The 26,350-nt window shown below is 60.7% G+C and carries 20 protein-coding genes and 3 pseudogenes; 6 read left to right on the top strand and 17 right to left on the bottom strand.

Going from position 1 to position 26,350, the window contains the following annotated elements; genetic code table 11:
- The first annotated feature begins 78 nt into the window (after positions 1–78).
- Both cmoA and cmoB read left to right on the top strand, forming a co-directional pair.
- Positions 79–822 carry a carboxy-S-adenosyl-L-methionine synthase CmoA gene (cmoA, locus tag M8Q45_RS02420; protein ID WP_249873437.1) on the top strand — a complete coding sequence of 248 codons (744 nt, stop codon included), beginning with the start codon at positions 79–81 and terminating at the stop codon, positions 820–822.
- Positions 819–1,775, top strand: a complete 957-nt coding sequence (cmoB, locus tag M8Q45_RS02415; protein ID WP_249873436.1) for a tRNA 5-methoxyuridine(34)/uridine 5-oxyacetic acid(34) synthase CmoB — start codon at positions 819–821, stop codon at positions 1,773–1,775. Before cmoA ends, cmoB begins: the two co-directional genes overlap by 4 nt.
- A 207-nt stretch (positions 1,776–1,982) precedes the next feature.
- On the opposite strand, the gene tadA is transcribed toward cmoB, so the two are convergent.
- From tadA to M8Q45_RS02360, 11 genes and pseudogenes are all read right to left on the bottom strand, one after another.
- Entirely contained in the window at positions 1,983–2,480 is a 498-nt protein-coding gene (tadA, locus tag M8Q45_RS02410; protein WP_249873435.1) for a tRNA adenosine(34) deaminase TadA, read from the bottom strand.
- Positions 2,480–3,856, bottom strand: a complete 1,377-nt coding sequence (locus tag M8Q45_RS02405) for a multicopper oxidase family protein (RefSeq protein WP_249873434.1) — start codon at positions 3,854–3,856, stop codon at positions 2,480–2,482. The genes tadA and M8Q45_RS02405 overlap by 1 nt, the downstream gene beginning before the upstream one ends.
- A 144-nt stretch (positions 3,857–4,000) precedes the next feature.
- On the bottom strand, positions 4,001–4,396 hold the full coding sequence (locus tag M8Q45_RS02400) for a DUF6632 domain-containing protein (RefSeq protein WP_249873433.1): 396 nt from the start codon (positions 4,394–4,396) through the stop codon (positions 4,001–4,003).
- A gap of 264 nt (positions 4,397–4,660) precedes the next feature.
- Positions 4,661–4,819 (bottom strand): annotated as a pseudogene (locus M8Q45_RS02395) (PTS sugar transporter subunit IIB); the annotation flags it as partial.
- 68 nt (positions 4,820–4,887) lie between these two features.
- A complete protein-coding gene (locus tag M8Q45_RS02390) occupies positions 4,888–7,599 on the bottom strand; it encodes a DEAD/DEAH box helicase (RefSeq protein WP_249873432.1) in 2,712 nt (903 codons plus the stop codon).
- An 83-nt stretch (positions 7,600–7,682) separates the two neighbouring features.
- Positions 7,683–8,207 carry a helix-turn-helix transcriptional regulator gene (locus M8Q45_RS02385; protein WP_249873431.1) on the bottom strand — a complete coding sequence of 175 codons (525 nt, stop codon included), beginning with the start codon at positions 8,205–8,207 and terminating at the stop codon, positions 7,683–7,685.
- Between the two features lie 4 nt (positions 8,208–8,211).
- A pseudogene (locus M8Q45_RS02380) lies at positions 8,212–8,486 on the bottom strand (hypothetical protein).
- Between the two features lie 388 nt (positions 8,487–8,874).
- A complete protein-coding gene (gene guaA / locus M8Q45_RS02375) occupies positions 8,875–10,452 on the bottom strand; it encodes a glutamine-hydrolyzing GMP synthase (protein WP_045155136.1) in 1,578 nt (525 codons plus the stop codon).
- 126 nt (positions 10,453–10,578) lie between these two features.
- Positions 10,579–12,048, bottom strand: coding sequence for an IMP dehydrogenase (guaB, locus tag M8Q45_RS02370; protein WP_181286984.1), 1,470 nt, complete (start codon positions 12,046–12,048; stop codon positions 10,579–10,581).
- Between the two features lie 294 nt (positions 12,049–12,342).
- Positions 12,343–12,891, bottom strand: coding sequence for a sugar ABC transporter ATPase (locus M8Q45_RS02365; protein WP_249873430.1), 549 nt, complete (start codon positions 12,889–12,891; stop codon positions 12,343–12,345).
- A gap of 62 nt (positions 12,892–12,953) precedes the next feature.
- Positions 12,954–13,678 (bottom strand): annotated as a pseudogene (locus tag M8Q45_RS02360) (sulfite exporter TauE/SafE family protein).
- 261 nt (positions 13,679–13,939) lie between these two features.
- Here M8Q45_RS02360 and xseA point away from each other — a divergent pair.
- The 4 genes from xseA (at position 13,940) to ltrA (ending at position 20,091) form a co-directional block, all read left to right on the top strand.
- Positions 13,940–15,319 carry an exodeoxyribonuclease VII large subunit gene (gene xseA / locus M8Q45_RS02355; protein ID WP_249873429.1) on the top strand — a complete coding sequence of 460 codons (1,380 nt, stop codon included), beginning with the start codon at positions 13,940–13,942 and terminating at the stop codon, positions 15,317–15,319.
- A gap of 3 nt (positions 15,320–15,322) precedes the next feature.
- On the top strand, positions 15,323–16,144 hold the full coding sequence (locus tag M8Q45_RS02350; RefSeq protein WP_249873428.1) for a peptidoglycan DD-metalloendopeptidase family protein: 822 nt from the start codon (positions 15,323–15,325) through the stop codon (positions 16,142–16,144).
- A 467-nt stretch (positions 16,145–16,611) separates the two neighbouring features.
- Complete coding sequence (gene leuA, locus M8Q45_RS02345) at positions 16,612–18,291, top strand: 2-isopropylmalate synthase (RefSeq protein ID WP_249873427.1); 1,680 nt, start codon at positions 16,612–16,614, stop codon at positions 18,289–18,291.
- Between the two features lie 507 nt (positions 18,292–18,798).
- Positions 18,799–20,091, top strand: coding sequence for a group II intron reverse transcriptase/maturase (ltrA, locus tag M8Q45_RS02340; protein ID WP_249873426.1), 1,293 nt, complete (start codon positions 18,799–18,801; stop codon positions 20,089–20,091).
- Between the two features lie 222 nt (positions 20,092–20,313).
- Here ltrA and M8Q45_RS02335 read toward each other — a convergent pair whose 3' ends face one another.
- The 6 genes from M8Q45_RS02335 to M8Q45_RS02310 all read right to left on the bottom strand — a co-directional run bounded on the left by M8Q45_RS02335 (position 20,314) and on the right by M8Q45_RS02310 (position 26,335).
- Positions 20,314–20,733 (bottom strand): hypothetical protein, encoded by a 420-nt coding sequence (locus M8Q45_RS02335; protein WP_249873425.1) that lies wholly within the window; start codon positions 20,731–20,733, stop codon positions 20,314–20,316.
- A 63-nt stretch (positions 20,734–20,796) separates the two neighbouring features.
- Positions 20,797–21,591: an amidohydrolase gene (locus M8Q45_RS02330; RefSeq protein WP_249873424.1), complete on the bottom strand. Its 795-nt coding sequence runs from the start codon at positions 21,589–21,591 to the stop codon at positions 20,797–20,799.
- A complete protein-coding gene (locus M8Q45_RS02325; RefSeq protein WP_249873423.1) occupies positions 21,579–22,727 on the bottom strand; it encodes a pyridoxal phosphate-dependent aminotransferase in 1,149 nt (382 codons plus the stop codon). The genes M8Q45_RS02330 and M8Q45_RS02325 overlap by 13 nt, the downstream gene beginning before the upstream one ends.
- Positions 22,728–22,873: 146 nt before the next feature.
- The gene (gene der, locus M8Q45_RS02320) at positions 22,874–24,346 is read right to left on the bottom strand and encodes a ribosome biogenesis GTPase Der (protein WP_249873422.1); all 1,473 of its coding nucleotides are present in this window, start codon (positions 24,344–24,346) and stop codon (positions 22,874–22,876) included.
- A gap of 203 nt (positions 24,347–24,549) precedes the next feature.
- Positions 24,550–25,701 carry an outer membrane protein assembly factor BamB gene (gene bamB, locus M8Q45_RS02315; RefSeq protein WP_030139586.1) on the bottom strand — a complete coding sequence of 384 codons (1,152 nt, stop codon included), beginning with the start codon at positions 25,699–25,701 and terminating at the stop codon, positions 24,550–24,552.
- Complete coding sequence (locus tag M8Q45_RS02310; RefSeq protein ID WP_249873421.1) at positions 25,694–26,335, bottom strand: YfgM family protein; 642 nt, start codon at positions 26,333–26,335, stop codon at positions 25,694–25,696. The genes bamB and M8Q45_RS02310 overlap by 8 nt, the downstream gene beginning before the upstream one ends.
- Positions 26,336–26,350: the final 15 nt, after the last annotated feature.

Below are 26,350 nucleotides of genomic sequence, written 5' to 3'. Positions count from 1 at the left end.
CCATTTGAAAGCCGCACAGAACCGATGATTTTCTGGTTAAAATGCCGGCCTTTTCGCCCTCCAGCCGCTGGAACCGCCGTGAGCAAAGAACCCGATCGCCTATTTGCCCAACCCTTGGCCCAGGTCCCCGACTTCGCCTTCAATGAAGACGTGGTGCGGGTGTTCCCGGACATGATCAAGCGTTCGGTGCCCGGCTACCCGACCATCGTCGAGAACCTTGGTGTGCTCGCGGCGCAATTTGCCCAGCCCAACAGCGTGCTGTATGACCTGGGATCATCCCTCGGCGCGGTGACCCAGGCCCTGCGCCGCCATGTGCGGACCGACGGTTGCCGGGTGATCGCGGTGGATAACTCGGCGGCCATGGTCGAGCGTTGCCGCGAATACCTCAACGGCCAGGACTCGATGTTCCAGGAATTGCTGCCAGTAGAGGTGATCGAGGGCGACATCCTGGCCCTGGCGTTCCAGCCGGCCTCGGTGGTGGCGTTGAACTTCACCCTGCAATTCATCGCGCCGGACCAGCGTACCGCGCTGCTGACCCGCATCCGCCAATCGTTGCTGCCCGGTGGCGCCCTGATCCTTTCGGAGAAGCTGCGCTTCAACGATGCCGAGGAACACGCGTTGCTCACCGACCTGCACGTGGCGTTCAAACGCGCCAACGGCTACAGCGAGCTGGAAATCGCCCAGAAACGCAGTGCCATCGAAAATGTCATGAAGCCCGACAGCCTCGAAGAACACCGCGAACGCCTATTGGCGGCCGGGTTCTCGAAAGTCGTGCCGTGGTTCCAGTGTCTAAACTTCGCCTCGTTGATTGCCTTGCCATGATTGATCTGTCTCCCCTCGCCCGCCATCTGGCCGGCACGCCCCTGGCCGATTGGGCCGCGACGCTGCAGGCGCAGCTGGACGCCAAGATGGAAAAGGGTCATGGCGATCTGGAGCGGTGGCAAAGCGCGCTCGATGCGCTACCGGTCTTGCAGCCGACCACGGTGGATCTGCTGAATGGCCTGACCCTCGACACCGATTGTTCCGACGAAACCCGGACGCAAATGCGTACCGCGTTGATGGGCCTGTCGCCATGGCGCAAAGGGCCTTTCGACCTGTTTGGCGTGCACGTCGACACCGAATGGAGCTCGGACTGGAAATGGTCGCGCGTCGCCCCGCATCTCGATCTCAAGGGCAAGCGCATCCTCGATGTGGGCTGCGGCAATGGCTACTACATGTGGCGCATGCTGGGTGCCGGGGCGGACACGGTGATCGGCGTCGACCCCAACTGGCTGTTTTTTTGCCAGTTCCAGGCGGTGCAGCGCTACCTGTCGCAGCCCAACGCCTGGCACCTGCCGTTCCCCTTCGAAGCCCTGCCGCCGGAGCTTGAAGGCTTCGACACGGTGTTTTCCATGGGCGTGTTCTACCACCGCCGATCGCCGATCGAGCATTTGCTTGCCTTGAAGGATTGCCTGGTCAAGGGCGGTGAACTGGTGCTGGAGACCTTGGTGATCGAGGGCGACGAACACCAGGTGCTCGTGCCCGAGGACCGCTACGCGCAGATGCGCAACGTATGGTTCCTGCCGTCCGTGCCGGCACTGGAACGCTGGCTGCGCCGCGCCGGGTTCAGCGATGTGCGCTGCGTGGACGTGAGCCTGACCACCGTCGAAGAACAACGCAGTACCGAGTGGATGAAATATCAGTCGCTGAGCGACTTCCTCGACCCTGAAGACCACAGCAAGACCATCGAAGGCCTGCCGGCGCCGATGCGGGCGGTGATTGTGGCGCGGAAATAGCCAGGCATCACAAATCCGAAAACCACCGATCACTGTGGCGAGGGAGCTTGCTCCCGCTCGGCTCTGTAGGAGCTGGCGAAGCCTGCGATCTTTTGATCTTTGGCTTGAGACTCAAGTGCCTGGGGAAAGATCGCAGCCTCGTTTCACTCGGCAGCTCCTACAGGCGCAGCCCAGCGGGAGCAAGCACCCTCGCCACCGGTTTTGTGTTCAGTCTTGAGGCTTGGCTCTTCGGGCCTTGAAAAACTCGCTCAGCACCGTGCTGCACTCCTCAGCCAACACACCGCCCTCGAACATTACCCGATGGTTCAGGAAGCCCTGGCTGAAAAACTGTCCCTGGCTCTGCACGATGCCGGCCTTGGGCTCCAGCGCCCCATAGACCACCCGGGCGATGCGTGAGTGAACGATGAGGCCGGCGCACATACTGCACGGTTCCAGCGTCACATAGAGGGTGCTGCCGGGCAGGCGATAGTTGCTCACCGCCTGGGCGGCGGCGCGGATCGCGACCATTTCCGCGTGGGCGCTGGGGTCGTGGCCGCTGATCGGGCAGTTGAAGCCGCGCCCGATGACCTCGCCATCCTGCACCAGCACCGCGCCCACCGGCACTTCACCGAGGGCTGCGCCTTGTGCGGCGAGGGCCAAGGCTTCGCGCATGAAGTCCTGGTCGCGGCTGCGGTCAATGATCCTGGCGGGGCGAATCTGGCGCATCACGCCACCTCGATGGCGGCCATCAGGCCGGTTTCCATGTGGTCGATCACATGACAATGGAACATCCACACGCCCGGATTATCCGCCACCAATGCCACCTGCGCCCGCTCGTTCTTGCCCAGCAGGTAGGTGTCGGTGAAATACGGGATGACTTTGTGGCGGTTCGACGCGATCACCTTGAAGCTCATGCCGTGCAAATGGATCGGATGCTGGTACTGGGTCATGTTCTTCAATTCAAAAATGTAGCTCTGGCCTTTCTTCAGCGTGGCGATCGGCCGGTCGGCGCAGGTTTTGTCGGTGATATCCCAAGCCTTGCCGTTGATCTGCCAGAGGCTCGGTGGCTTGCCGTTGTCCGTGTTGACCGACACCGAGCCGACCCATTCGAAATTGAAGTTGAGTTTCTCGGCCTTGGCCAGGTCCGGCTCCGACACCGGATTGGGCGGCAATGCAGGCGGCCATGGGGTCGGCGCGTCGCTATTGGGCACCGAACGCAAGGTCCCCAGGCGTACCGGGCCATTGCGCAACGACAATTCTTCGCCGGCCGGCGGCGCCTTGATCGCCAGGCAGATGCGCATGCCCGGCCCCAGCCAATATTCCTTGCCTAACGGGCGCGGCTCGATGGGGTTACCGTCCAGCGCATAGATCTGCGCTTCAACGCCAGGAATGTTGATGCGATAAGTGAGCGTGTTGTCGAGGTTGAGCAAGCGCACGCGAGTGATCTGCCCGGCCGGCAAATCGATGACCGCCTGCGGCACACCGTTGATGGTCGACAACCGCCCGGCCGTGCCACCACGCGCCGCCTCGCGAGGGATGCTGAACTCGACGAACTGGCCTTGCTCGTCCACGTGCCAGCTCTTGAGGCTCAATGTCTGTTCGAACTTGAAACCGGTCGGCTCGCGCTCTTCGATGATCAGCGGCCCGACCAACCCTCGCCCGAGTTCTTCGCTGCTGTTGACGTGGGGGTGGTACCAATAACTGCCGGCGTCCGGTACGCGGAACTTGTAGTCGAAATATTCGCCCGGCAACACCGGAAGCTGCGAGACGTACGGCACGCCGTCCATTTCCAGTGGCAAGCGGATGCCGTGCCAATGAATCGTGGTCGCGACCGGCAGGTGATTGATAAAACGCACCCGCAGCCATTCGCCCTGGCGCACCCGCAACTCGGTGCCCGGCGCCGACGGACCAAACGCCCAGGCCTGGGTCTTGTGCCCGGCCACCAGTTCCACGTCCAAAGGCGCGGCGATCAATTCATAATCGTGACCGGCCTCGGCATCGGCCATCTTGCCCAACCAGTACCGCGACGCGCCGCCTGCACCCACACCTACGACAACAAGACCGGCCAGGCCACCGAGAATTTGGCGACGGGTAAAGGACATGAACGCGACTACCTCTGCATCTGCGACGGACCGGTGGGCCCGCAAAAGGCGAATACGATACACCCGCAGATGAGAAACGGTAAGGAAACCAAGATGAAAAAAACGTGCGGCGGTCTTTTTCCGACAGGACAATGACCCGAGCGGTCAGCGTGTTTTCACACCGCGAGGCGTAAAAAAGGCCAGCGCCGCCGCGACGACAAACAAGGCCGGCACATCGCCGAGCAAATGCCCGTAGTGCGACATCCCGTCCATCCCGACGCCAAACGACTGCACGGCCATGATCGCGCCATGCACGACGCTCGACCACACGGTGAACCCGATCAGGCTCAGGTGTTTCATCGGCTCGCGGGACGCCCTCAGCAGGAACACGCCGAGCGTCGCGTAGATGCCGACAATCATCAGCGGATAGTCGGAATGGCCGCTGTGCCACGCCCAGCCGGACGGCCACAGGATCATCAGCGGCCAGATCGCGAAAACGGCAATCAGACCAACCAGGATCAAGACGATGCGCAGGGCGGCGAGTTTTTGAGTGTCGTTCATGACGGCTCCTTATTGCGATGTGTTTGCCACCGCAATGGCTGCCAGGAGTATAGAACGCGCCTGGAACCCACGCCGATCTCCCATGTGGAGAGGACGCTTGCTCCCGTTGGGCTGCATGTAGGAGCTGCCGAAGGCTGCGATCTTTTGATCTTAAACTTGATCTTTCGCTTGCGACTCAATTGTCTGGGACGAGATCGCAGCCTCGTTGCACTCGGCAGCTCCTACATAGCTCCTACATAGTTCCTACACAGTTTCTACGGCGGTTCAGCCTTGCAAGCCGGTAATCAGATGCACCACGCCGTTGTCGAGCGTCATCACGCCCGCCACACCGGCCTCGCTCAACCCGACCCGGTCTATCCGTGCCACATCCCGCAATTCCACCCGCAGCCGCGTCAACGCCACGGGCTGATGGGACTTGAGGTTTGCCGCGCGGCGGTGAAGTCGGCGGTGGCCGCTTGAGCGGCGGACAGGGCATGATTGAGTGGTTCAATCTAGGTTGCTGTTTCCTTTGAAACGTTAGTTGCCCACTGCATCACGAACGCGGCCACCCGTTGTTCGATATGGCTTTCGACGGTACGCAAACGCAGTAAAGAAATACCGCTTTTGCGCAAGATGCTGTTTTTCAATGCATCGAGTTCCGCCTGCTGTGGCGTGTCATGGCTGCCGCCGTCGACCTCTATCACTCCCAGCGGCGTTTTCCCGACTTTGAAATAGAGCACGAAATCACAACTGGCACCGTTGGCCATGAACGCCAGTTCTCTCGGTGTCAGACTCGCATTCGCGGCCGAAGCCACCAGGTTCAATGCAATCTGCGAATGGAACTTGAGCCCCCGGCAAACCTCCTGATCCAGGGTGTCACGCAGTATCTGCGCCACAATCTGCTCGGACTTGTAAACGGAGTCTTCCTGCCGTAACCGCTTGTTGAGGCGCTCAAGCGACAGGTCGTACTCCTCGTAGAGCAGGTCGAAGGCTGATATCACTGGCGCGCGATGCAGCTGCCTGTCCTCTGCGTAGTATTCGATGTAGCGCACCAGCGCCGCGATATGTCCGTTGTTCGCAGAGAAAACATCGTCTCCCGTGACCAGAGTAAAACGATTTTTAGCACGGGACATCGCTACATTGACCATGCGCGGATCATCCACGAACTCCAGGAATTTCGGGGTAATACTCTTTTTGTCCAATACGGTGGAGAAGACGATCTCGTCGCACTCACGGCCCTGGAATTTGTGAACGGTGTCATTGACGAAGTCAGCCGGCAAAAGCGTGCCCGACAGCGTGGCCTGTGCCCTGAACGGCGCAATGAAGCCCCTGCCGTCCTCGCCCTCCCATGCACCTTCGCCCTCACTATCAAGTATCACCAGCAGAGAATCCAGCTCCCGCAGGTTAGTTGTCTTTCGCGTGTGATTGCCTTTGGCGGTGACCAGCAGCGACAACGGCTTTTCCCCGCTGTCCTTCGTCATCGGGATCAACTGGTTATCGTAGAACTGCTGATTGCAGAACTGGATGATTCGCGGGTGACAGCGATAGTGTTCTTTGAGCAGCGTCACCGGAATAGAACCGCTGAATACATTGACGCACGAATCGAGCAGGCTGTGCTTCTCGCAATCGTAGTCATCCTTGGGGGCTGTGAGGCCCAGCTTTGCCGGGATATGCGCCAACTGTTTTCTATCGCCAACGATAATCAGGTTTTTAGCGCAGCCCAACGCCAATATTCCCGGAACGATATCTTGTTGCGAAGCCTCGTCGATAATCACGTAGTCAAGCATCGCCCCTGCTTGAAGGGAGTTGATGATTGAATGCGTGCTGCTGGAAATAATCGGGTAACGCTTAACAAACTCATCGAATCTGCGCTTGTAGTCCTTGGCGTCAAAGGGTTCAGGCGTGGGCACATGCTGATGCAGGTGCTGCTTGAGATACTTCATTGAAGCGCTGGTCAGTTCCTCTAGAAGCGCTTGGTAATTGCCAAGTCGCAACGTTTGCTGAAGGCTTTCCAGTGCCGTGCTTTTTTCCTGCAATGCCTTGTCGTAGTAGTGGAGTTGCAGGCCATAGAACATCGACTTGCGCTTTTCCCAGTTATCGAATGGCCTGATGCGCAGAATCCTGAAATTGAACAGCAGCTCAATCCTGTCCTTTACCCTGACGCGGCCGCCCGCAAGATGGGCCAGATAAGCCATCAGGTCAGCGGCCTTTTGCGGGGTGAGCTTGTACTTGTCCAGAACCGGTATCTGCACGCCGTTATCCTGCTGCCATTGCCGCAGATAACGCCGCTCCACCTCCAGCTCATCGATTTCAATCTGCAACCGTGCCACCGCATTGCGAGCATGTAGATGCCCTTGGAGTTGCTGCAGGACAGCCTGGATGTGCTCCATCGAGGGTGCTACCTCGGGAACCGCTGAGGGCCGGGAGCATGGCTTGGCGAAAAATGTTTCGCGGTTGTCTTTACTGCCTAATTCAGCGACCAGGTAATTGAGGCCAGACTTGCCCAGCTTTTCACAAACATTCGCGACAGCTGAGTTGTTGTTGGAGACCACCGCCACGGTTTTTCCACGCAGCAGGATATTGGCGATGATATTCAGAATGGTCTGGGTCTTGCCTGTACCTGGAGGACCTTCAATCAGGCTGACTTGGGAGGTGAACGCCCGTTCGACGGCTTGGAGCTGACTTTCATTGATGCCAAATGGAAAAATGAAATGACCCGCTTGCGCCTGCTGTCCATTCTGCCCGAAGCAATATGCGTGCAACGCCGTGCCTGCAACTGAAGGTATTGCGTTCAACTGCCGCAGTACATTTTCGGCGATCTCTTTGTCGCCAGGTTTCACGCCGTTATCGACCCGGCCAATGGCGATGGAGCGGAAATATTGAAAGATCGGGTCGTCCTTGATTTGCGTCGACTCGACTAGCTCGATGGAGTCCAACCTGAACACATACTTTGTCGTCTTCCCGGCATACTGAATAACCGCATATCTCTCGCCGTAGATCACAGCGCTCTCGATGGGATTGACCACTGCACTGCCCGTCCTGCGCAGAAGCTGGCCACTCTCCACTCGGGTAGGAACGATCTCACAATCTTCAAGCGGCCAGGAATAGCTCTTGCCGGAAGGAAAGCAGCCGGTCAACAAGAGCCCACCGCTCCTGTCACTTTTGATTTTCCAATCGCTGAACTGTCGGGTCTTGTCTTCACCGCATACGCTGATAGAAACCATATATTCCTTTATTCAGGCTCGTTGAAAGCCTGGGACACGTCCATGTTGTCGGGGTCCTACTTCAGCGACTCCCTAGGGGGCTGTCACCCAACCAAAGCTTCCAGCTCTTTGGAAACCCTACCGGGAAACCGCCGCCCTTCTTTCGCAATGTTGACCCGCAACGCCACCTGGGCCACCTCCATCACATTCTTGGTAAGCGAATAGCTGCCCCTGGCCTGCAGCCAGGTCAGCACGTCTGCTAAATGCCAGATAGATGCACTCCCCTCGTGCACCGGCGTCGGGAAGCTGCCTGGATGAGCCAACATCAGTTTGCGCATGTTCTGCCGAGACACACCTACGATCTCCGCTACGTCAGTCAGCCCGACCAAATCAGGTGCCACCTCGATCAATTTGGCCGACGGCACCGCCCGATGGACATCGGCCAGAGCGCTAAGCACCGCCTTGGCCGCATCAGGCGCATCGCGAGTGAACTCAAGCGCCAGCCGCCCCGGCTGCCCGATGCCGACCAGGGCATCGTCGCAACCCGCTTCTCCCAGCCGCTCCACCAGTTCATCCACGGCACAGCCATCGTCAGCAAGCTGATATTTCAAGGTAAAAATATAGTCCATTGTTCTATTCCTCATCATCGCCTTCAGCGTCGCGCCTATTGCGATGCGCAGTGCAATTGTCCACGACGCGTCGCAATGCTCGCGCGTGGTTGCAGGATTCTTCGGCGTGCTCCATATCGATGTAATACAGAATTCGCCACAGCGGCATTCCGCGTCTTTGTACGGGCAATAAACCCGCCCCCAGGCGTGACTGCCACCAGCGTCTACGCGCCACCCCTGCCCTTCGGCATACCTAAGCGTTTCTTCGATTTCTTTCTTCGGGTGCGTTGGACGAATCATCCGTTATTTCCAGTATTCGCATGATCAGCAAGGTTGTCAAATGACAACCTATGCATCCCCTTCAAGCGGCGCCACTCAGCAGCGTCTCAAACGAGGAGATAGGTTGGTATGTGACAGATCCTCGTGAACCGTACGATGAAATACTCTTGGGGCCATGCCGCCCGATGATAAGCGTTTCCGGAAAACCGCTAAGGCGGGTAATCGTAGCGAAAGGTGACGGCACCGCCCTCCCATTACCGTCACGCTAGGGCACTACGGGCGGAAGCTGACGAAGCCTGGAATTGAGCCAAAATGAAAAAAGCCCCATGGAAGTTATCCACAGGGCTTTTGTTCAAAACGGGCGCCAGGGCCAATAGCGGCCGTCAGCAGTCAGATATCTAAGCCTGACTCATTCCCACTCAATCGTCGCCGGCGGCTTGCTCGACACGTCATACGTTACGCGAGAGATACCTTCGATTTCGTTGATGATCCGCCCGGAAACAGTTTCCAGCAGTTCGTAGGGCAGGTGTGCCCAGCGCGCGGTCATGAAATCGATGGTTTCCACGGCGCGCAGGGCCACGACCCAGGCGTAGCGACGGCCGTCGCCGACCACGCCCACCGATTTCACCGGTTGAAACACCACGAACGCCTGGCTGACCTTGTGGTACCAGTCGGCCTTGCGCAGTTCTTCGATGAAGATGTGGTCGGCGCGACGCAGCAGGTCGGCGTATTCCTTCTTCACTTCACCGAGGATCCGCACGCCCAGGCCCGGGCCCGGGAATGGGTGGCGGTAGACCATGTCGTACGGCAGGCCCAGTTCCAGGCCGAGGCGACGCACTTCATCCTTGAACAGTTCGCGCAGCGGCTCGACCAGCTTGAGGTTCATCTCTTCCGGCAGGCCACCGACGTTGTGGTGGGACTTGATCACGTGGGCCTTGCCGCTCTTGGCGCCGGCCGACTCGATCACGTCGGGGTAGATGGTGCCCTGGGCCAGGTACTTGATGTTGTCCAGCTTGCAGGATTCGGCATCGAACACGTCGATGAAGGTACGGCCGATGATCTTGCGCTTCTTCTCCGGGTCGGACTCACCGGCCAGGTTGTTCAGGAACTGCTCTTCGGCGTTGGCGCGGATCACCTTGACGCCCATGTTCTCGGCGAACATGGCCATCACTTGCTCGCCTTCGTGCAGGCGCAACAAGCCGTTGTCGACGAACACGCAGGTCAGCTGGTCGCCGATGGCCTTGTGCAGCAGCGCGGCAACCACCGAGGAGTCGACGCCGCCGGACAGGCCCAGCAACACGTTGTCGGTACCGACCTGGGCGCGGACCTGGGCGATGGCGTCTTCAGCGATCTTCGACGGGGTCCAGAGGGCTTCGCACCCGCAGATGTCGAGGATGAAGCGCGACAGGATGCGGCCGCCCTGCTTGGTGTGGGTCACTTCAGGGTGGAACTGCACGCCATAATAGCGACGATCATCGTTGAACATGCCGGCGATCGGGCAGCTCGGAGTGCTGGCGAGGATGTGGAAGTCTTCCGGCATCTTGGTGACCTTGTCACCGTGGCTCATCCACACGTCGAGGCCGAACAGGCCATCAGCGTCGACGTGATCTTCGATGCCGTCCAACAGGCGGCTCTTGCCGACCACGTCGACGCGGGCATAACCGAACTCACGCAGGTCCGAACCTTCGACCTTGCCGCCCAGCTGTTCAGCCATGGTCTGCATGCCGTAGCAGATGCCGAAGACCGGCACGCCCAGGTCGAACACGGCTTGCGGGCAGCGCGGGCTGTCGGCTTCGTGCACGGACTCGGGGCCGCCAGCGAGGATGACGCCTTTAGGCGCGAATTCGCGAATCGCTTCGTCATCCATGTCGAACGGATGCAGTTCGCAGTACACGCCGATCTCACGCACGCGGCGGGCGATCAGCTGGGTGTACTGGGAACCGAAGTCGAGGATCAGGATGCGGTGAGCGTGAATGTCGAGGGCCATGGAAGAAACTCTATAAAGCAGTTGCAAGCTTCGAGCTGCAAGCTGCAAGTAATCGGAGGCTGCGCGGTAGCTGTATGAACACAGCCCCGCTTGCAGCTTATAACTTGTGGCTTATAGCTGTCGGCGTCAGCCGACCCGATAGTTCGGCGCTTCCTTGGTGATCTGCACGTCGTGGACATGGGACTCGGCCATGCCGGCGCCGGTGATGCGCACGAATTCCGGCTTGGTGCGCATCTCTTCGATGTCAGCGCTGCCGGTGTAACCCATGGAAGAACGCAGGCCGCCCATCAGTTGGTGGATGATGGCGCTCAGGGTGCCCTTGTACGGCACGCGACCTTCGATGCCTTCCGGCACCAGCTTCTCGGCCCCTGCGGAGGAGTCCTGGAAGTAACGGTCGGAAGAACCCTGGGCCTGGGACATGGCGCCCAGCGAGCCCATGCCGCGATAGGCCTTGTAGCTACGGCCCTGGAACAGCTCGATCTCGCCCGGTGCTTCTTCGGTACCGGCGAACATCGACCCCATCATCACGCAGTAGGCACCGGCGACGATGGCCTTGGACAGGTCACCGGAGAAGCGGATACCGCCGTCGGCGATCAACGGCACACCGGTGCCTTCAAGGGCGGCGGCGACGTTGGCGATGGCGCTGATCTGCGGCACGCCGACACCGGCGACGATGCGGGTGGTGCAGATCGAGCCAGGGCCGATACCGACCTTGACGGCGTCGGCGCCGGCGTCGGCCAGGGCCTTCGCGGCTGCGCCGGTGGCGATGTTGCCGCCAATCACCTGGACGTCAGGGAAGTTCTGCTTGACCCAGCGCACACGGTCGATCACGCCTTTGGAGTGACCGTGGGCGGTGTCAACCACCACCACGTCAACACCGGCGTTGACCAGGGCCGCGACGCGGTCACCGGTGTCCTTGCCGGTGCCGACGGCGGCGCCGACGCGCAGACGACCTTGGTCGTCCTTGCTGGCCAGCGGGTAGGCCTTGGCTTTTTCGATGTCGTTGACGGTCATCATGCCCTTGAGCGCGAACTTGTCGTCGACGATCAGCACACGTTCGATGCGGTGCTTGTGCAGCAATTCGCGGACTTCGTCCTTGCTGGTGCCTTCCTTGACCGTGACCAGGCGCTCTTTAGGCGTCATCACTTGGCGGACGGTGGCATCCAGGCGGTTCTCGAAACGCACGTCGCGGGAGGTGACGATGCCGACCAGGTCGCCATCGTGCAGCACCGGAACGCCGGAGATGTTGTGCATGCGGGTCAGTTCGAACAGATCCCGGACCGTGGCGTCAGCCTCGATGGTGATCGGATCCTTGACCACGCCAGCCTCGAACCGCTTGACCTTGCGCACTTCGGCGGCCTGCTGTTCGATGGTCATGTTCTTGTGGATGATACCGATACCGCCTTCCTGGGCCATGGCAATGGCCAGACGGGCTTCGGTCACGGTGTCCATGGCGGCGGAAACCAGGGGGATATTCAGTTCGATGCCACGGGTGAGACGGGTTTTGAGACTGACTTCGTTAGGCAGTACTTCGGAATAACCGGGCACTAGGAGAATGTCGTCGAAGGTCAGAGCTTCTTGGCTTATACGCAGCATCGCGGGGGCTCCCGAGCGGGAAAATGGAAGCGCGCCATTATACTCATGCACCCCGTCTGGCTCAATGTAAAACTCTGTCTATTATTGCGGGGGTGATTGACGGGGCTAAAACCAACAATTCTTGTTGTACACCAAACCCTGTGGCGAGGGGATTTATCCCCGCTGGGGCGCGAAGCGGCCCTAAACCCAGACCATGCGGTACATCTGGCAGATTGAGTCGACTGCTTGGGGACTGCTGCGCAGCCCAGCGGGGATAAATCCCCTCGCCACAAAAGCATCCTGTGGTGTACCTATCTACAACTCCACCTTCACCCAACTCACCGGCTGATCCAGCCAATCGGCGAATTCATCGATAAAGCCCTGCTTGAATCCCGCCTCCAGCCAGTTGTTGAAGATGAAACCCAGGTTGGAGAAAGCGCAGGGTTGCAGGAACAGGAAGCCATTGATGTCATCCTCATGCCCGCATTCAGGGCAGGTGAAATTATCGGTGCGCCCCGGCATCCAGTCTTCCAGGCTTTCGAACAGCGCTTCGCCAATCTCCTTGCGACACTCGGCACAACCCGCCTCTTCGAGAAAGCCCTTGGCCGGCGTATAGATGCAGCGCTTGGTGATGATCTCCAGGCCGTTGACCGGTTCGCCGAACGGCAACGCGTCGGGATGCAGGACCACGTCGCGGGCACCCGGGGCGATGGCGTGGGCCATGCGATTGCCGGTACGCCCGCAGGTGGTCAGTTGTTCCTCGACGATGTTCTTGCGCACCAGCCAGCGCACGATCGCCCGCGCTCGAGGCTCGTGGACCGGCAGGGTGGAAATTTTCGGGACGATGATGCTTTGCGAATTCATGGCGAGGCCTGGCGGTTTCCCTGCGGATCTAGGCCGGCAGCTTAATCCCTGGCGGGATCAGGTCAAGCACTCAGGTACCGTCCGATCAACGCGAGGCCACTGGCGAGCACCAGCCACGTGACCAGGCGCACGAAGGCCTCTCGCGACATTTCATGGTCAGACGACGCCCCACCCACAACCCCAGCGCCATGGCCGGCATCAAACACAGCGCCAGTACCAATAAGGGTAGCTCGGCATACACGCCCGCGATAACGAACAGGCTCAAGCGTACCACCGTGCTGCAACTGATCAGCGCACTCTGGGTCGCCCGCGCCGCCTCCTTGGACAAACGGCTGTTCAGGTAGATCGCATACAAAAAGCCGCCACTGCCAAACAGCGCACCGAACAATCCGCCCACCGTGCCCATCGGGATCGACCACAGCGCCGATAGCTGCGCCGGTCGGGTCTTTATCAACAAGCTGTAGATCGCATAAGCGCTGATAAACAGCCCCATCAATAGCAGCAACAGATCGGACTTGAGGTTGAGCAGGAAGATCACGCCCAAGGTGCAACCCACCGCCATGCACGGCAATAGCCGCAGCAACTCAGGCCGAGCAACGTCCCGACGCGACGGTAACAGATTGCCGAACGCCGCGACGAAATCCAGCAAGACCAGCAGCGGGACGATCTTCGACAGGGGCATGAACAGCAGCAGGATGGGCGCCGCCACCAGCGCCGTACCGAACCCGGCGATGCCGAAGACGATGTAGGCCAGGGCGATGGCCGAGGCGATCACCAGCCATTGCATCGGGGCAAAGGCCCACTGGCCCAACCATGACAGAAGATCCATCCGGCACTTCCTTGATATGGAGAGCGGGGACTTTAGCCAGATGATGGGGGGACATCCAGCATTTGTGGTGATCGGTCTGTCGCTATCGCGAGCAAGCTCGCTCCCACATTTGATCTTCGGTGCGACATGGATCCCCTGTGGGAGCGAACTTGCTCGCGATGCAGACAACCCGGTCTAATTGTCTGCACACCCTTGGCGAATCCCCTTATCATGCCGCCCATGATTAAAGATCCCTTTGCCCGACTGGGCCTGGACCGCGAGGTCCTGACTGTCAGCCAGCTCAACGGCCGTGCGCGGGTGTTGCTCGAAGACGTGTTCAGCAACATCTGGGTCGAGGGCGAAATCTCCAACCTCGCCCGCCCCGCCTCCGGCCATGTGTATTTCACCCTCAAGGACAGCGGAGCCCAGGTGCGTTGCGCGCTGTTCCGGCAGAACGCCGCACGGGTGCGCCAGGCCTTGAAGGACGGGCTGGCGGTGAAGGTGCGCGGCAAGGTCTCGCTGTTCGAGGGCCGTGGCGACTATCAACTGATCCTCGACACCGTGGAGCCGGCCGGCGATGGTGCCCTGCGCCTGGCCTTCGATGCCTTGAAGGAAAAGCTCAGTGCCGAAGGCCTGTTCAGCGCCGAGCGCAAGGTACCGTTGCCGGCCCATCCGCAACGCATTGGGATCATCAGCTCACCCACCGGCGCGGTGATCCGCGACATCATCAGCGTATTTCGCCGCCGCGCGCCGCAGATTTCCCTGACCTTGATTCCCACCGCCGTACAGGGCCGCGAGGCGACTGCACAAATCGTCCGCGCCTTGAAACTGGCCGATGCCCGGGGTTTCGACGCACTGATCCTGGCCCGGGGCGGCGGTTCGCTGGAAGACCTGTGGTGTTTCAACGAAGAAGCCGTGGCCCGGGCGGTGGACGCCTGCGTCACGCCGATCGTCAGCGCCGTCGGCCATGAGACCGACGTGTCCATCAGCGATTTCGTCGCGGACGTGCGCGCGCCGACTCCGTCCGCCGCCGCCGAACTGCTGGCGCCTGATGCCGGCGACCTGGTGCGCCGGGTCGAGAGCCTGCATCGCCGGCTGGTGATGCGCATGCGCGACCGGCTGATGCGCGATCAATTGCGCCTCGAAGGCCTCACTCGCCGCCTGCGTCATCCCGGCGAACGCCTGCGCCAGCAAGCCCAGCGCCTCGACGACCTGGACATGCGCATGCGCCGGGCCTTCGAACGCAGCCTCAATACCCGCCGCGAACGCCTGATCCGCCTGGAAACCCGCCTGGCCGGGCAACATCCGGGCCGACAGTTGGCCATGCTGCGCCAACGCCTGGACAGCCTCGCCGAACGCTTGCCCCGGGCCATGCGCGAAGGCCTCAAGACGCGACGCGTCCAGCTACGAAACCAGATGCAGACGCTGCACATCGTCAGCCCGCTGGCGACCCTCGGTCGTGGCTACAGCATCCTGCTCGACGAGCGTGGCCATGCGATCCGTAGCGCCGGGCAAACCCGGACTGGCCAGCGCCTGACCGCCAAGCTCGGCGAAGGCGAACTGCTGGTGCGGGTCGAAGACAATCACCTGACGCCGGTCACCCTTTCTTTACTGGATTGATTCATGCCGCGATATCTCGCCTCCTTGTTCCTGCTGTGCCTGACCTTCAACGCCCACGCCGACAGTTACATCACCCGCTTGTTGAACAAACCGGTGCCCGGCGGTGTGGCCGTGGTGGACCTGGGCAGCGCGGCCCAGGCACCCAAAGCCACGTACCAGGGCAAACCTGTGCTGGTGGTCAAGGAACAGCAGAACTGGCTGGCGATTGTCGGCATCCCGCTGACGGTCCAGCCCGGCACGCAGCAGATCAGCAGTGGCGGCGGCACCCAGCCTTTCGTGGTCGGCTACAAGAAATATCCCGAGCAGCACATCACGCTGACGAACAAACGCCAGGTCAACCCGAACCCGGCGGACCTCAAGCGCATCAACGCCGAGCTGGCGGTGCAGTTGAAGGCCTACCGCAGCTTCAGCCCGAACATCCCCAGTAACCTGTTGCTGGACAAACCGGTCAACGGCCCGCTGTCGAGCAAGTTCGGCGTGCGCCGCTTCTTCAACGGCGAAGAGCGCAACCCCCACGCCGGCCTGGACTTCGCCGTGCCCGCCGGCACGCCGATCAAGACCCCAGCCGCCGGCAAGGTAATCCTCACCGGCAATTACTTCTTCAATGGCAACACCGTGTTTGTCGACCACGGCCAGGGCTTTATCAGCATGTTCTGCCACATGTCGAAGATTGACGTGAAGGTCGGCCAGCAACTGGCCCGGGGCACCGTGGTGGGCAAAGTCGGCGCCACGGGCCGGGCGACGGGGCCGCACATGCACTGGAACATCAGCCTGAACGATGCGCGGGTGGATCCGGCGATTTTTATCGGTGCTTTTCAACCCTGAGTATTTTGCGTTGAGACTACTGGCCTCATCGCGAGCAAGCTCGCTCCCACATTGGATCTGCGGTGAACACAACATTGGCAACCACCAGAGATCCCCTGTGGGAGCGAGCTTGCTCGCGATGACGGCAGCCGCATCACCACCCTCCCGAAAATTGCCAAGCTCAAAACATCGACGCAATTTCTGACATTCATACCTGACACATGCGCGATTAAATCGCGCAAATCCACCCAAAAGCAGAACTTCTCCCAATTTTTTCCGACTGCTTGCAACCCCCCGTCCACGCGGTTAGGGTTGAGGGCATGAAAACCTCTCACACCCTCATCCAGCTTCGCCAGCACCGCAGCCTGTGCCTCGTCAGCGCACGACTGCCGGGCTGAATCGCGGCACCTCGTCCCGGCTGAAGAGCCACCCCATTCGAAACACCGGCAGGCCGCCTTTTTCCGGCCACGACAATAAGGATTCCGCCCATGAGCATGCTCAAAGACCCGTCTTCGAAATACCGCGCGTTCCCGACCATCAACCTGCCGGATCGCACCTGGCCGTCGAAGACCGTCACCGCCGCGCCGATCTGGTGCAGTTCCGACCTGCGCGATGGCAACCAGTCGTTGATCGAGCCGATGGACGCGGCCAAGAAGCTGCGTTTCTGGAAAACCCTCGTTGCAGTCGGCGTGAAGGAAATCGAAGCATCGTTTCCAGCGGCGTCGCAGACCGACTTCGACTTCGTGCGCACCCTTATCGAAGAAGGCCATATCCCGGACGACACCACTATCCAGGTGCTGACCCAGGCCCGTGAAGACCTCATCGCCCGTACCTTCGAATCCCTGCGCGGCGCGAAGAAAGCCATCGTCCACCTGTACAACGCCACCTGCCCGTCGTTCCGCCGCATCGTGTTCAACCAGGACAAGGAAGGCGTGAAGGAAATCGCGGTGAACGCGGCCAAGCTGTTCGTCAAATACGCCGCCCAGCAGCCGGAAACCCAATGGCAGTTCGAATACTCGCCAGAGACTTTCAGCGCGACCGAGCTGGAGTTCGCCAAGGAAGTCTGCGACGCCGTGATCGAAGTGTGGAACCCGACGCCTGAGCGCAAGGTAATCCTCAACCTGCCGGCCACCGTGGAAGTCGCCACCCCGAACATCTACGCCGACCAGATCGAGTGGTTCCACCGCAACATCACCCGTCGTGACAGCGTGCTGATCAGCCTGCACACCCACAACGACCGTGGCACCGGCGTGGCCGCCACCGAGCTGGGCCTGATGGCCGGCGCCGACCGTGTCGAAGGCTGCCTGTTCGGCAACGGCGAACGCACCGGTAACGTCGACCTGGTGACCGTGGCGCTGAACCTCTACACCCAGGGCATCAACCCTGAACTGGACTTCTCCGACATCGACGGCGTGCGCAAAGTGGTCGAAGAGTGCAACCAGATTCCGGTGCACCCACGTCACCCGTACGTCGGCGACCTTGTCCACACTGCGTTCTCCGGCTCGCACCAGGACGCCATCCGCAAGGGCTTTGCCCAGCAGAAACCGGACACCCTGTGGGAAGTGCCGTACCTGCCGATCGACCCAGCCGACATTGGCCGCAGCTACGAGGCAGTGATTCGTGTGAACAGCCAGTCGGGCAAGGGCGGCATCGCCTACCTGCTGGAGCAGGAATACGGCATCAGCCTGCCGCGTCGCATGCAGATCGAGTTCAGCCAGGTGGTGCAGCGCGAAACCGATCGCCTGGGCCTGGAAATGACCGCCCAGCAGATCCATGCCTTGCTGCAGCGTGAATACCTGCAAGCCAACACCCCGTACGCGCTGGTCAGCCATCGCCTGCAGGAAGAAAACGGCAACAGCGCCGTGGAAGTGGAAGTGGCGAGCAAAGGCCAGGGCGAAACCAACCTGCACTGGCGCGGCAAGGGCAACGGCGCCCTGGAAGCCCTGGTGGCCGGCCTGCCGATTCCGGTGGAGATCATGGACTACAACGAGCACGCCATCGGCGCCGGCACCAACGCCAAGGCGGCGGCGTACATCGAGCTGCGAGTCAATGGCGAGCGTGCGGTGCATGGCGTGGGCATTGATGAAAACATCACCACGGCGAGCTTCAAGGCGCTGTTCAGCGCACTGAACCGCTCGCTGAGCCAGCCGGAAGCCAAGGCGGCTTGATCCAAGACTGAAATGCAAAAAGGCCCTGGGGTGTGAACCCTGGGGCCTTTTTTGTTGTGCGCCCAGCATGGGCGCAATCTTGTGGGTGAAAGTCCCACCGTGAGCTGACCACAGCGAACGAAGTGAAGCGCAACTGCATGAGGGCGACCGAGTGTGGGGAGGAAGCGTGAATCGAAACCGCGAGCCGATGAACAAGAACTGGATATAAGGCGATGCTGACCAGGGCGAGCGAGCTGCAAATCGCGAAGCTCTTGTGGTCAAAGGGCGGCAGCGTAAATTCGGCGGTTGTGCGGGGAAGGATTGCGTTCTTACCTGGGGAGATCTCGCCTTGTGCCTGAAAGGGCGACGGTGAAAAAAACCGGAGCGAGAAGTCAGCAGAGGCCGTAGTAGTCTTTTTTGACGAAGGGCCGAACGAGAGAAAGCGTTATAGGCCATGTTGATGCGAGAAACCGGAAGTCAGAAGCCTGCCAAACGCGGGGCGGATGTGAGGACGCGAGCGGTGAAGCCGTGAGAAGCCCCATCAGCGACGAGGTCAATTGCCCGCAAAATGAAACCGACAACGCAGGGCAAGGGCTGCTGGAACGGGCCTTTGCGAGAGCAAACCTGAAACGAGCCTGGAAACGAGTCAGGGCTAACAAAGGGGCGGCAGGAGTCGACGGTTTGGACATTGAACAGACCGCGAAACTTTTGCAGACCCGATGGCCTGTGATCTGTGAACAGCTTCTCTCAGGCGTCTACCGGCCCAGTCCGGTACGACGCGCGGTCATCCCCAAGCCTGACGGCGGCGAACGCGAGTTGGGCATTCCAACGGTCACCGACCGGTTGATCCAACAAGCATTGCTGCAAGTCCTGCAGCCACTGCTCGATCCAACCTTCAGTGAACACAGCTACGGTTTTCGTCCGGGGCGCAGTGCGCAGGACGCCATTTTGGCGGCTCAGCGACATGTGTCTTCGGGACGCAAAGTGGTAGTGGATGTTGATTTGGAGAAGTTCTTCGACCGGGTCGACCACGACATTTTGATTGATCGTTTATGCAAGCGGATTGCGGATCGGGCGGCTATCCGGCTGATTCGGGCGTATCTGGATGCGGGAACGCAGATCAATGGAGTAGTCGAGAAAAGCCGCTGCGGGGCGCCGCAAGGCGGTCCGCTGTCGCCGCTGTTGGCGAATGTGCTGCTGGACGAAGTGGATCGAGAGCTTGAACGTCGGGGCCATTGTTTCGTGCGTTATGCCGATGATGCGAATGTGTACGTTCGCAGCAAGAAGACTGGGCAGCGAGTGATGGTCCTGCTGAAGCGTCTGTATGAAAAACTGCACTTGAGTGTCAACGAGAGCAAGAGTGCGGTGGCGAGTGCATTTGGTCGCAAGTTTCTGGGCTATGCCTTTTGGGCGTCACCCAAAGGCGTCAAGAGAACGGTGTCGGTCAAGGCGCGCAAGCAGTTCAAGCAGCGAATACGCGTGCTCACCCGTCGCTCAGGGGGACGCAGCATGGGGCAGGTTGTCGAAAACTTACGTCCTTATCTCTTGGGCTGGAAAGCTTATTTTGGGTTATCGCAAACACCGAAGGTCTGGCGAGAGCTGGACGAATGGATACGACACCGACTGCGAGCGATCCAGCTTAAGCAATGGAGGCGTGGACCGACGATCTATCGCGAACTGCGGGCTCTGGGGGCCAGTGCTCAAACCGCACGGAAAGTGGCGGCTAACTCATGTAGTTGGTGGCGTAACAGCCGCTTTGAGCTTAATCGAGTGCTGGATGTGGCCTGGTTCGACAGGCTGGGTCTGGTGCGACTCTCATAACCTCAATCTCTCGAACCGCCCGGTGCGGACCCGCATGCCGGGTGGTGTGGCAGGGGAGCGGCCTGTGAAAAGGCCGACCCCTATGCCGATTGGCTGATGGTTTTGTGCGCCTGTTCCGGCCCCTTCGCGAGCAAGCTCGCTCCCACACTGGATTTTCAGTGGGACCGAAATCCTGTGGGAGCGAGCTTGCTCGCGATGGCGGCCTGTCAGACAACCAAAATGTCAGGCATGGGTATCGATCGAAATAGTCATCGCCTGCAACAGCGCGGCCTGCAAGGTTTGCAAAGTCGCCTGGGTCGCCATGATCTGGGTCTGGATCGCCATGGTTTCCTGGGCTTTCTGCTCTTCATCGGCCCGGCTTTTTTGCACCCGGGCTAGCTGGGCTTGCTGTTCGGCCAGCAATTTTTCGGTTTGTTCGATCTGCTTCTTCAGTTGTTCGATGACATTGCCGCTGCCGCTGCTGCCACCCGCACCCGCGATATTCGCGCCGCTGGTGTCGACTGCGAGTTTCTTGTCCTTGTCTTCGCTGCTGTCAGTCGGTGTCACCGGACTGACTGCCTTCTCTTCTTCAGCCCCGCGAATGGAGACTTTGGGCGCTGACAGCGGATAAGGGTTTACGGTCGTTGCGCTGATACTGGTCATAGAGACTCCTCCTTGGCTGACCGGTTATCGGCACGCAACAGCGCTTCTTGAGGCTGAATCGTTTCAATAGATGAACTCGAAACGATCGGCGTCGAGGTTGGCCGGAAACCGCGTGCGATACGCGGCCAGGTCCGCCGCGTTCAGGCACGCCGTGAACACACCATCGGCTTCGCCGGCGCTGAGCAGGGTTTCGCCCTGGAAATCCAGGACCTGGCTGTCGCCGGTATAAGCGAAGCCTTTGCCGTCGGTGCCAATACGGTTGACCGCCGCCACGTAGCACAGGTTTTCGATGGCCCGCGCCGGCAGAAGCCGGTTCCAATGCTGGCGCCGGGCGCCCGGCCAGTTGGCGGTGTACAGCAACAGGTCGGTGTCCTCGGCGTCGCGACTCCACGCAGGGAAGCGCAGGTCGTAGCAGATCAACGGCCGGATCCGCCAGCCCTTGAGTTCGAACAACACCTGCTGGTCGCCCGGCGTGTAATGGTTGTGCTCGCCCGCCATGCGAAACAGATGCCGCTTGTCGTAATGCAGCACTTCGCCGTCCGGACGCGCCCACAGCAGGCGATTGCGGTGGCTGCCATCGGCGGCCTGGATGATCACGCTGCCGGTGATCACGGCATTCAGTTTCGCCGCCTGGTCTTTGAGCCATTTGCTGGCGGGGCCGTTTTCAGGCTCCGCCAGGGTCTCGGACTCCATGGAAAAACCGGTGGTGAACATCTCCGGCAGGATGATCAGGTCCGCCCCGCGCGCCTGCTCGAGCAACGCGTCGAAATGCTCCAGGTTGGCCCGGCGGTCGTGCCAGGCCAAGGTGGTCTGGATCAAGGCAACATTCAGGTTGGGCAAGGTGCTCAGATCACGCATAGTTTTTCCGCCGCTTCGCGCAGCGTCTCCTCGCGCTTGGCAAAGCACAGGCGCACCAGGCGCTGGCCCTGCGGCGGGTTCTGGTAGAACACCGAGATCGGAATGGTCGCCACGCCGTGTTCGCGGGTCATCCACAGCGCCATGTCGACGTCGTTGAGGTCTGGGCGGATCTGCGAGTAATCGACCAGTTGGAAGTAAGTGCCGGCGACGCGCTTGAAGCTGAACCGTGACGGTGCCAGCAGATCGCAGAACAGGTCGCGCTTGGCCTGGTAGAAGCCTGGCAGTTCATCGACGTGCTCGGGGTGCTCGGCCATGTAGTCGGCCAACGCATACTGCAACGGCGTCACGCCGCAAAAGCTGACGTACTGATGCACCTTGCGCAGCTCAGCCGTCAGGGCCGGTGGCGCGACGACGTAGCCGGTTTTCCAGCCCGTGACGTGGTAGGTCTTGCCGAACGAACTGACCACGAAGGCGCGGCGATACAGTTCCTCATGGGCAAGCACACTGACATGAGGCACGCCGTCGAACACCAGGTGCTCGTAGACTTCGTCGCTGATCAGGTAAATGTCGCGATCTCGGATCAAGGCCGCCAACTGGTCCAGCTCGGCACGGCTGATCAACGCTCCGCTGGGGTTGTGCGGCGTGTTGAGGATGATCATGCGCGTGCGCGGGCTCAGGGCTTCGCCGAGCTTCTGGAAGTCGATGGCGAAATCGTCCAGGCCCAGTGGCACGTGCACGCAACGCCCGCCGGCCAGTTGCACGGAAGGTTCGTAGCTGTCGTAGGCTGGGTCGAAGACGATGACTTCGTCGCCACGGTTAACCACCGCCGCAATAGCGCAGAAAATCGCCTGGGTCGCGCCAGGGGTCACGGTGACTTCCTGATCGGCATCGACGCTGGCGCCATAGCTGCGGGCGATCTTCGCCGCGATCTGCTGGCGCAGCACCGGCAGGCCGGTCATGGGGGAATATTGGTTGTGGCCTTGGGCGATGTGCCGGCCGACCGCATCGCGCAGGGCTTGCGGGCCATCGAAATCGGGAAACCCCTGGGACAGGTTCAGCGCGCCGGTCTGTGCGGCGAGCTGGGACATCTGGGTGAAAATCGTGATGCCGACGTTCGGCAACTTGCTGGTGATCATCGAGGGTTCCCTGGGTCTGCACCCGGCTCTGGTGCGGCGCGGGAGAGGTCGAGGATAGCCCAAAAAAAAGCTGCCAGCAGCAAGCTCCAAGCTACAAGCCGGTGCGCCGGAACTTGAAGCTTGCAGCTCGCAACTTGCAGCTGCTTTTATTTCTTGTCGCGGCGCTTCTTGTCGGCCTTCTTGTGGTGCGACATCAAGCGGCGCTTCTTGTTGACCTGGCGGTCGGTGAGCGTGTTCTTGTTGCCTTCGTACGGGTTCTCGCCGCCCTTGAACTCGATGCGGATCGGCGTGCCGACCAGCTTCAGGACGCGACGATAAGTGTTCTCCAGATAGCGCACATACGACTTGGGCACTTTCTCGATCTGGTTGCCGTGGATCACGATGATCGGCGGGTTGGCACCACCCAAGTGGGCGTAGCGCAGCTTGATCCGACGATTGTTGACCATCGGTGGCGCGTGCTCGCCAACGGCGTCTTCGAGGATCTGGGTCAGGCGGTTGGTCGGCCAGCGGGTAACCGCGGACTTGAACGAGTTCTGCACCGAAGCGTAGAGGTTGCCCACGCCCGTGCCGTGCAGGGCCGAGATGAAGTGGATGTCGGCGAAGTCGACGAAGAACAGCCGGCGCTGCAATTCGACCTTCACGTAATCCCGTTCGCTCGGCGTCATGCCGTCCCACTTGTTGATCGCGATGACCAGTGCACGACCGGCTTCCAGGGCAAAGCCCAGCAGGTTCAGGTCGTGATCGACCACGCCTTCGCGGGCGTCCATCACGAAGATCACCACGTTGGCGTCCTTGATCGCCTGCAGGGTCTTGACCACGGAGAACTTTTCGACTTCCTCGTGGATCTTGCCGCGCTTGCGCACACCGGCGGTGTCGATCAGCGTGTACTTCTCTTCGTTACGCTCGAAGGGAATGTAGATACTGTCGCGGGTGGTACCGGGCTGGTCGTAGACGATGACCCGGTCTTCGCCGAGCATACGGTTGACCAATGTCGATTTGCCGACGTTCGGACGGCCGATGATCGCGATCTTGATCCCGTCTTTTTCGCTCGGGCCCGGAATGCGCTTGGCTTCCTCGCCCTCGGCAACGACTTCTTCCTCGCCCTCTTCCGGCTCGTCTTCGTCATCCTTGGGGAAATCAGCCAGGGCGATTTCCAGCATCTGGGTGATGCCACGACCGTGAGCACCGGCGATCGGGATCGCCTGGCCCATGCCCAACGGCGCGAACTCGGCGCGGGCCATGTCCGGGTCGATGTTATCGACCTTGTTGGCGACCACGTAGGAACGCTTGTTACGCTTGCGCAAATGCTCGGCGATCATCTGGTCGGCGGCGGTAAAACCGGCCTTGGCGTCTACCAGGAACAGCACTACGTCGGCTTCTTCGATGGCGAGCAGCGACTGCTCGGCCATTTTTTCGTCCATGCCGTGTTCATCACCGGAGATGCCGCCGGTGTCGACCAGAATATAGGTACGCCCTTGCCACTTGGCCTCACCGTATTGGCGATCACGGGTCAGACCGGACAAGTCGCCGACGATGGCGTCGCGAGTCCTGGTCAGGCGGTTGAACAAGGTGGACTTGCCGACGTTCGGTCGGCCCACCAGGGCGATTACGGGAACCATGCGGCTCTCCACTTCGTTATTTCAGAAAATACAAAAGCCGCTGCGAGGCAGCGGCTGGTGCTCGGGGGCCACCTTGTGGGAGCGAGCCTGCTCGCGAAAACAGTGGGGGCAGTCGCCATACAGACCGCTGATCCACCGCATTCGCGAGCAGGCTCGCTCCTACAAAACTGGAGCCGCTTGGGGGATTAGCCCCAAGCATAGTCTTACTTGATGGTCAGGGCTTCCAGTTTGCCGCTGTTGCCATACACATAAATCATGCTGCCCACCACCAGCGGACGGGCACGCAGGCCGTCGCTGTCGATGCGCTCACGGCCGACGAAACGACCGTCCACCTGGCTGAGCAGGTGCAGGTAACCTTCCAGGTCACCCACTGCAACGTAGCTGGAGAACACTTCCGGGGCCGACAGTTGACGACGGGCTAGGGAATCGTTGCTCCACAACGCGGTGGTGGAACGCTCATCGACGCCTTCGACCGTGCCCGAGGACAGGCTCACATAGACGCTGCCAAAACCCTGGGCGACACCGGCGTAGCTGGACGCATCGCGCTGCCACAGCACCCGGCCGCTTTCCAGGTCCAGTGCCGCAACGCGACCCTGGTAGCTGGCGACGTACAGCGTACCGCCGGACAGCAACAGGCCGCCGTCAATGTCGACCACACGTTCCAGTTCCGAACGACCTTGAGGGATCGCTACACGCTGTTCCCAGACCGGCACGCCGTTGGAAATGTCCAGGGCAACGACTTTACCGGTCGACAAGCCAGCCACCGCGAGGCGGTTGGTGACGATCGGCGCGCTGGTGCCGCGCAAGGTCAGTACCGCCGGAGTGCTGTCATACAACCAGCGCTGGTTGCCGGTGGCGGCATCCAGGCCGATCAGGCGGTCATCCTGGGTCTGGACCACGACCACGTCGCCGTTGGTGGCGGGCGGTGCGAGGACTTCACTGGTCACGCGGGCGCGCCATTTCTCTTCACCGCTGCTCGCGTCCAGGGCGACGATCTCACCCTTGAGCGTGCCGATCATGACCAGCCCGTAACCCACGCCAACGGCGCCGGACACAGGCAGCTCGAGATCTTTTTCCCACTTCACGTCGCCGTTCATGCGATCCATGGCCATGACGACGCCAGTCACGTCGCCGGCATAAATGGTGTCGCCGTCGATGGCCGGCACCAGCATGTTGTAGGTTTCACCCTGGCCGTCACCGATGGAACGGCTCCATTGCTTCTGCAGCACGACTTCTTCTTTGAAGTCGGTCAGTTCGGCCGGAGGCAATTCTTTCTTGCTGTTGCTGCTGCAACCCGCGGCCAGAATGGCCAGGGCCAGCAATGCTGCATGTTTCCAACGGATCACGTCACGCATCCCCTTTGGCCAGGTCGTCCAGCTTGATTTGCAGGCCACCGACCGCGGCTTCATCCGACAGCGCAGCCTTGGCTTTTTGGTAGGCCGCATGGGCCTCATCGGCACGGCCCAGCTGTACCAGCAGGTCGCCCTTGAGTTCTTCGCGAGTCGCCAGGAACGCCTTGTCGGCGTCGCCGTCGAGCAGCTTCAAGGCGTCTTCGGCCTTGTTCTGTGCCGCCAGCACCTGCGCCAGGCGCTGACGCGCGACTTCGCCCAGGGTCGGGTTGGCCGGCTTGTCGACGATCGCCTTCAGCTCGGTGGCTGCGTCGTCCAGCTTGCCGCTGTCTACCGCGACCTTGGCCACGAACAGGCTGCCGTACTGGGCGTAGGCGGTGCCGCCAAACTCTTTGTTCAGCTTGCCGGCCAGGTCCGCCACGCGCGCCGCGTCAGGCTTGCCGTCCGGGGTCAGGGTGGTTTCCAGCAATTGCTGGTAGAGCATCGAGGCGCCCTGCGACTGGTTGCCCTGGTATTTCTGGTAGGCCTGCCAGCCGAACACGATGACCAGCGCCAACAGGCCGCCAGTGACCAGCGGCTTGCCGTTGCGCGTCCACCAGTCCTTCAAATCCGCCAGCTGTTCATCTTCGGTACTCGACACCCCAATACTCCTTAA

The organism is Pseudomonas sp. T1.Ur (genome assembly GCF_023516725.1).
GTDB classification, from domain to species: domain Bacteria; phylum Pseudomonadota; class Gammaproteobacteria; order Pseudomonadales; family Pseudomonadaceae; genus Aquipseudomonas; species Aquipseudomonas alvandae.
This window is presented reverse-complemented; position numbering and strand designations above follow the sequence as displayed.

Bases quoted from the DNA above. Each gene is read 5' to 3' on its own strand.
- cmoB (WP_249873436.1), top strand. From the start codon at position 819: ATGATTGATCTGTCTCCCCTCGCCCGCCATCTGGCCGGCACGCCCCTG.
- tadA (WP_249873435.1), bottom strand. From the start codon at position 2,480: ATGCGCCAGATTCGCCCCGCCAGGATCATTGACCGCAGCCGCGACCAG.
- M8Q45_RS02405 (WP_249873434.1), bottom strand. From the start codon at position 3,856: ATGTCCTTTACCCGTCGCCAAATTCTCGGTGGCCTGGCCGGTCTTGTT.
- M8Q45_RS02400 (WP_249873433.1), bottom strand. From the start codon at position 4,396: ATGAACGACACTCAAAAACTCGCCGCCCTGCGCATCGTCTTGATCCTG.
- M8Q45_RS02390 (WP_249873432.1), bottom strand. From the start codon at position 7,599: ATGGTTTCTATCAGCGTATGCGGTGAAGACAAGACCCGACAGTTCAGC.
- M8Q45_RS02385 (WP_249873431.1), bottom strand. From the start codon at position 8,207: ATGGACTATATTTTTACCTTGAAATATCAGCTTGCTGACGATGGCTGT.
- guaA (WP_045155136.1), bottom strand. From the start codon at position 10,452: ATGGCCCTCGACATTCACGCTCACCGCATCCTGATCCTCGACTTCGGT.
- guaB (WP_181286984.1), bottom strand. From the start codon at position 12,048: ATGCTGCGTATAAGCCAAGAAGCTCTGACCTTCGACGACATTCTCCTA.
- M8Q45_RS02365 (WP_249873430.1), bottom strand. From the start codon at position 12,891: ATGAATTCGCAAAGCATCATCGTCCCGAAAATTTCCACCCTGCCGGTC.
- xseA (WP_249873429.1), top strand. From the start codon at position 13,940: ATGATTAAAGATCCCTTTGCCCGACTGGGCCTGGACCGCGAGGTCCTG.
- M8Q45_RS02350 (WP_249873428.1), top strand. From the start codon at position 15,323: ATGCCGCGATATCTCGCCTCCTTGTTCCTGCTGTGCCTGACCTTCAAC.
- leuA (WP_249873427.1), top strand. From the start codon at position 16,612: ATGAGCATGCTCAAAGACCCGTCTTCGAAATACCGCGCGTTCCCGACC.
- M8Q45_RS02335 (WP_249873425.1), bottom strand. From the start codon at position 20,733: ATGACCAGTATCAGCGCAACGACCGTAAACCCTTATCCGCTGTCAGCG.
- M8Q45_RS02330 (WP_249873424.1), bottom strand. From the start codon at position 21,591: ATGCGTGATCTGAGCACCTTGCCCAACCTGAATGTTGCCTTGATCCAG.
- M8Q45_RS02325 (WP_249873423.1), bottom strand. From the start codon at position 22,727: ATGATCACCAGCAAGTTGCCGAACGTCGGCATCACGATTTTCACCCAG.
- der (WP_249873422.1), bottom strand. From the start codon at position 24,346: ATGGTTCCCGTAATCGCCCTGGTGGGCCGACCGAACGTCGGCAAGTCC.
- bamB (WP_030139586.1), bottom strand. From the start codon at position 25,701: ATGCGTGACGTGATCCGTTGGAAACATGCAGCATTGCTGGCCCTGGCC.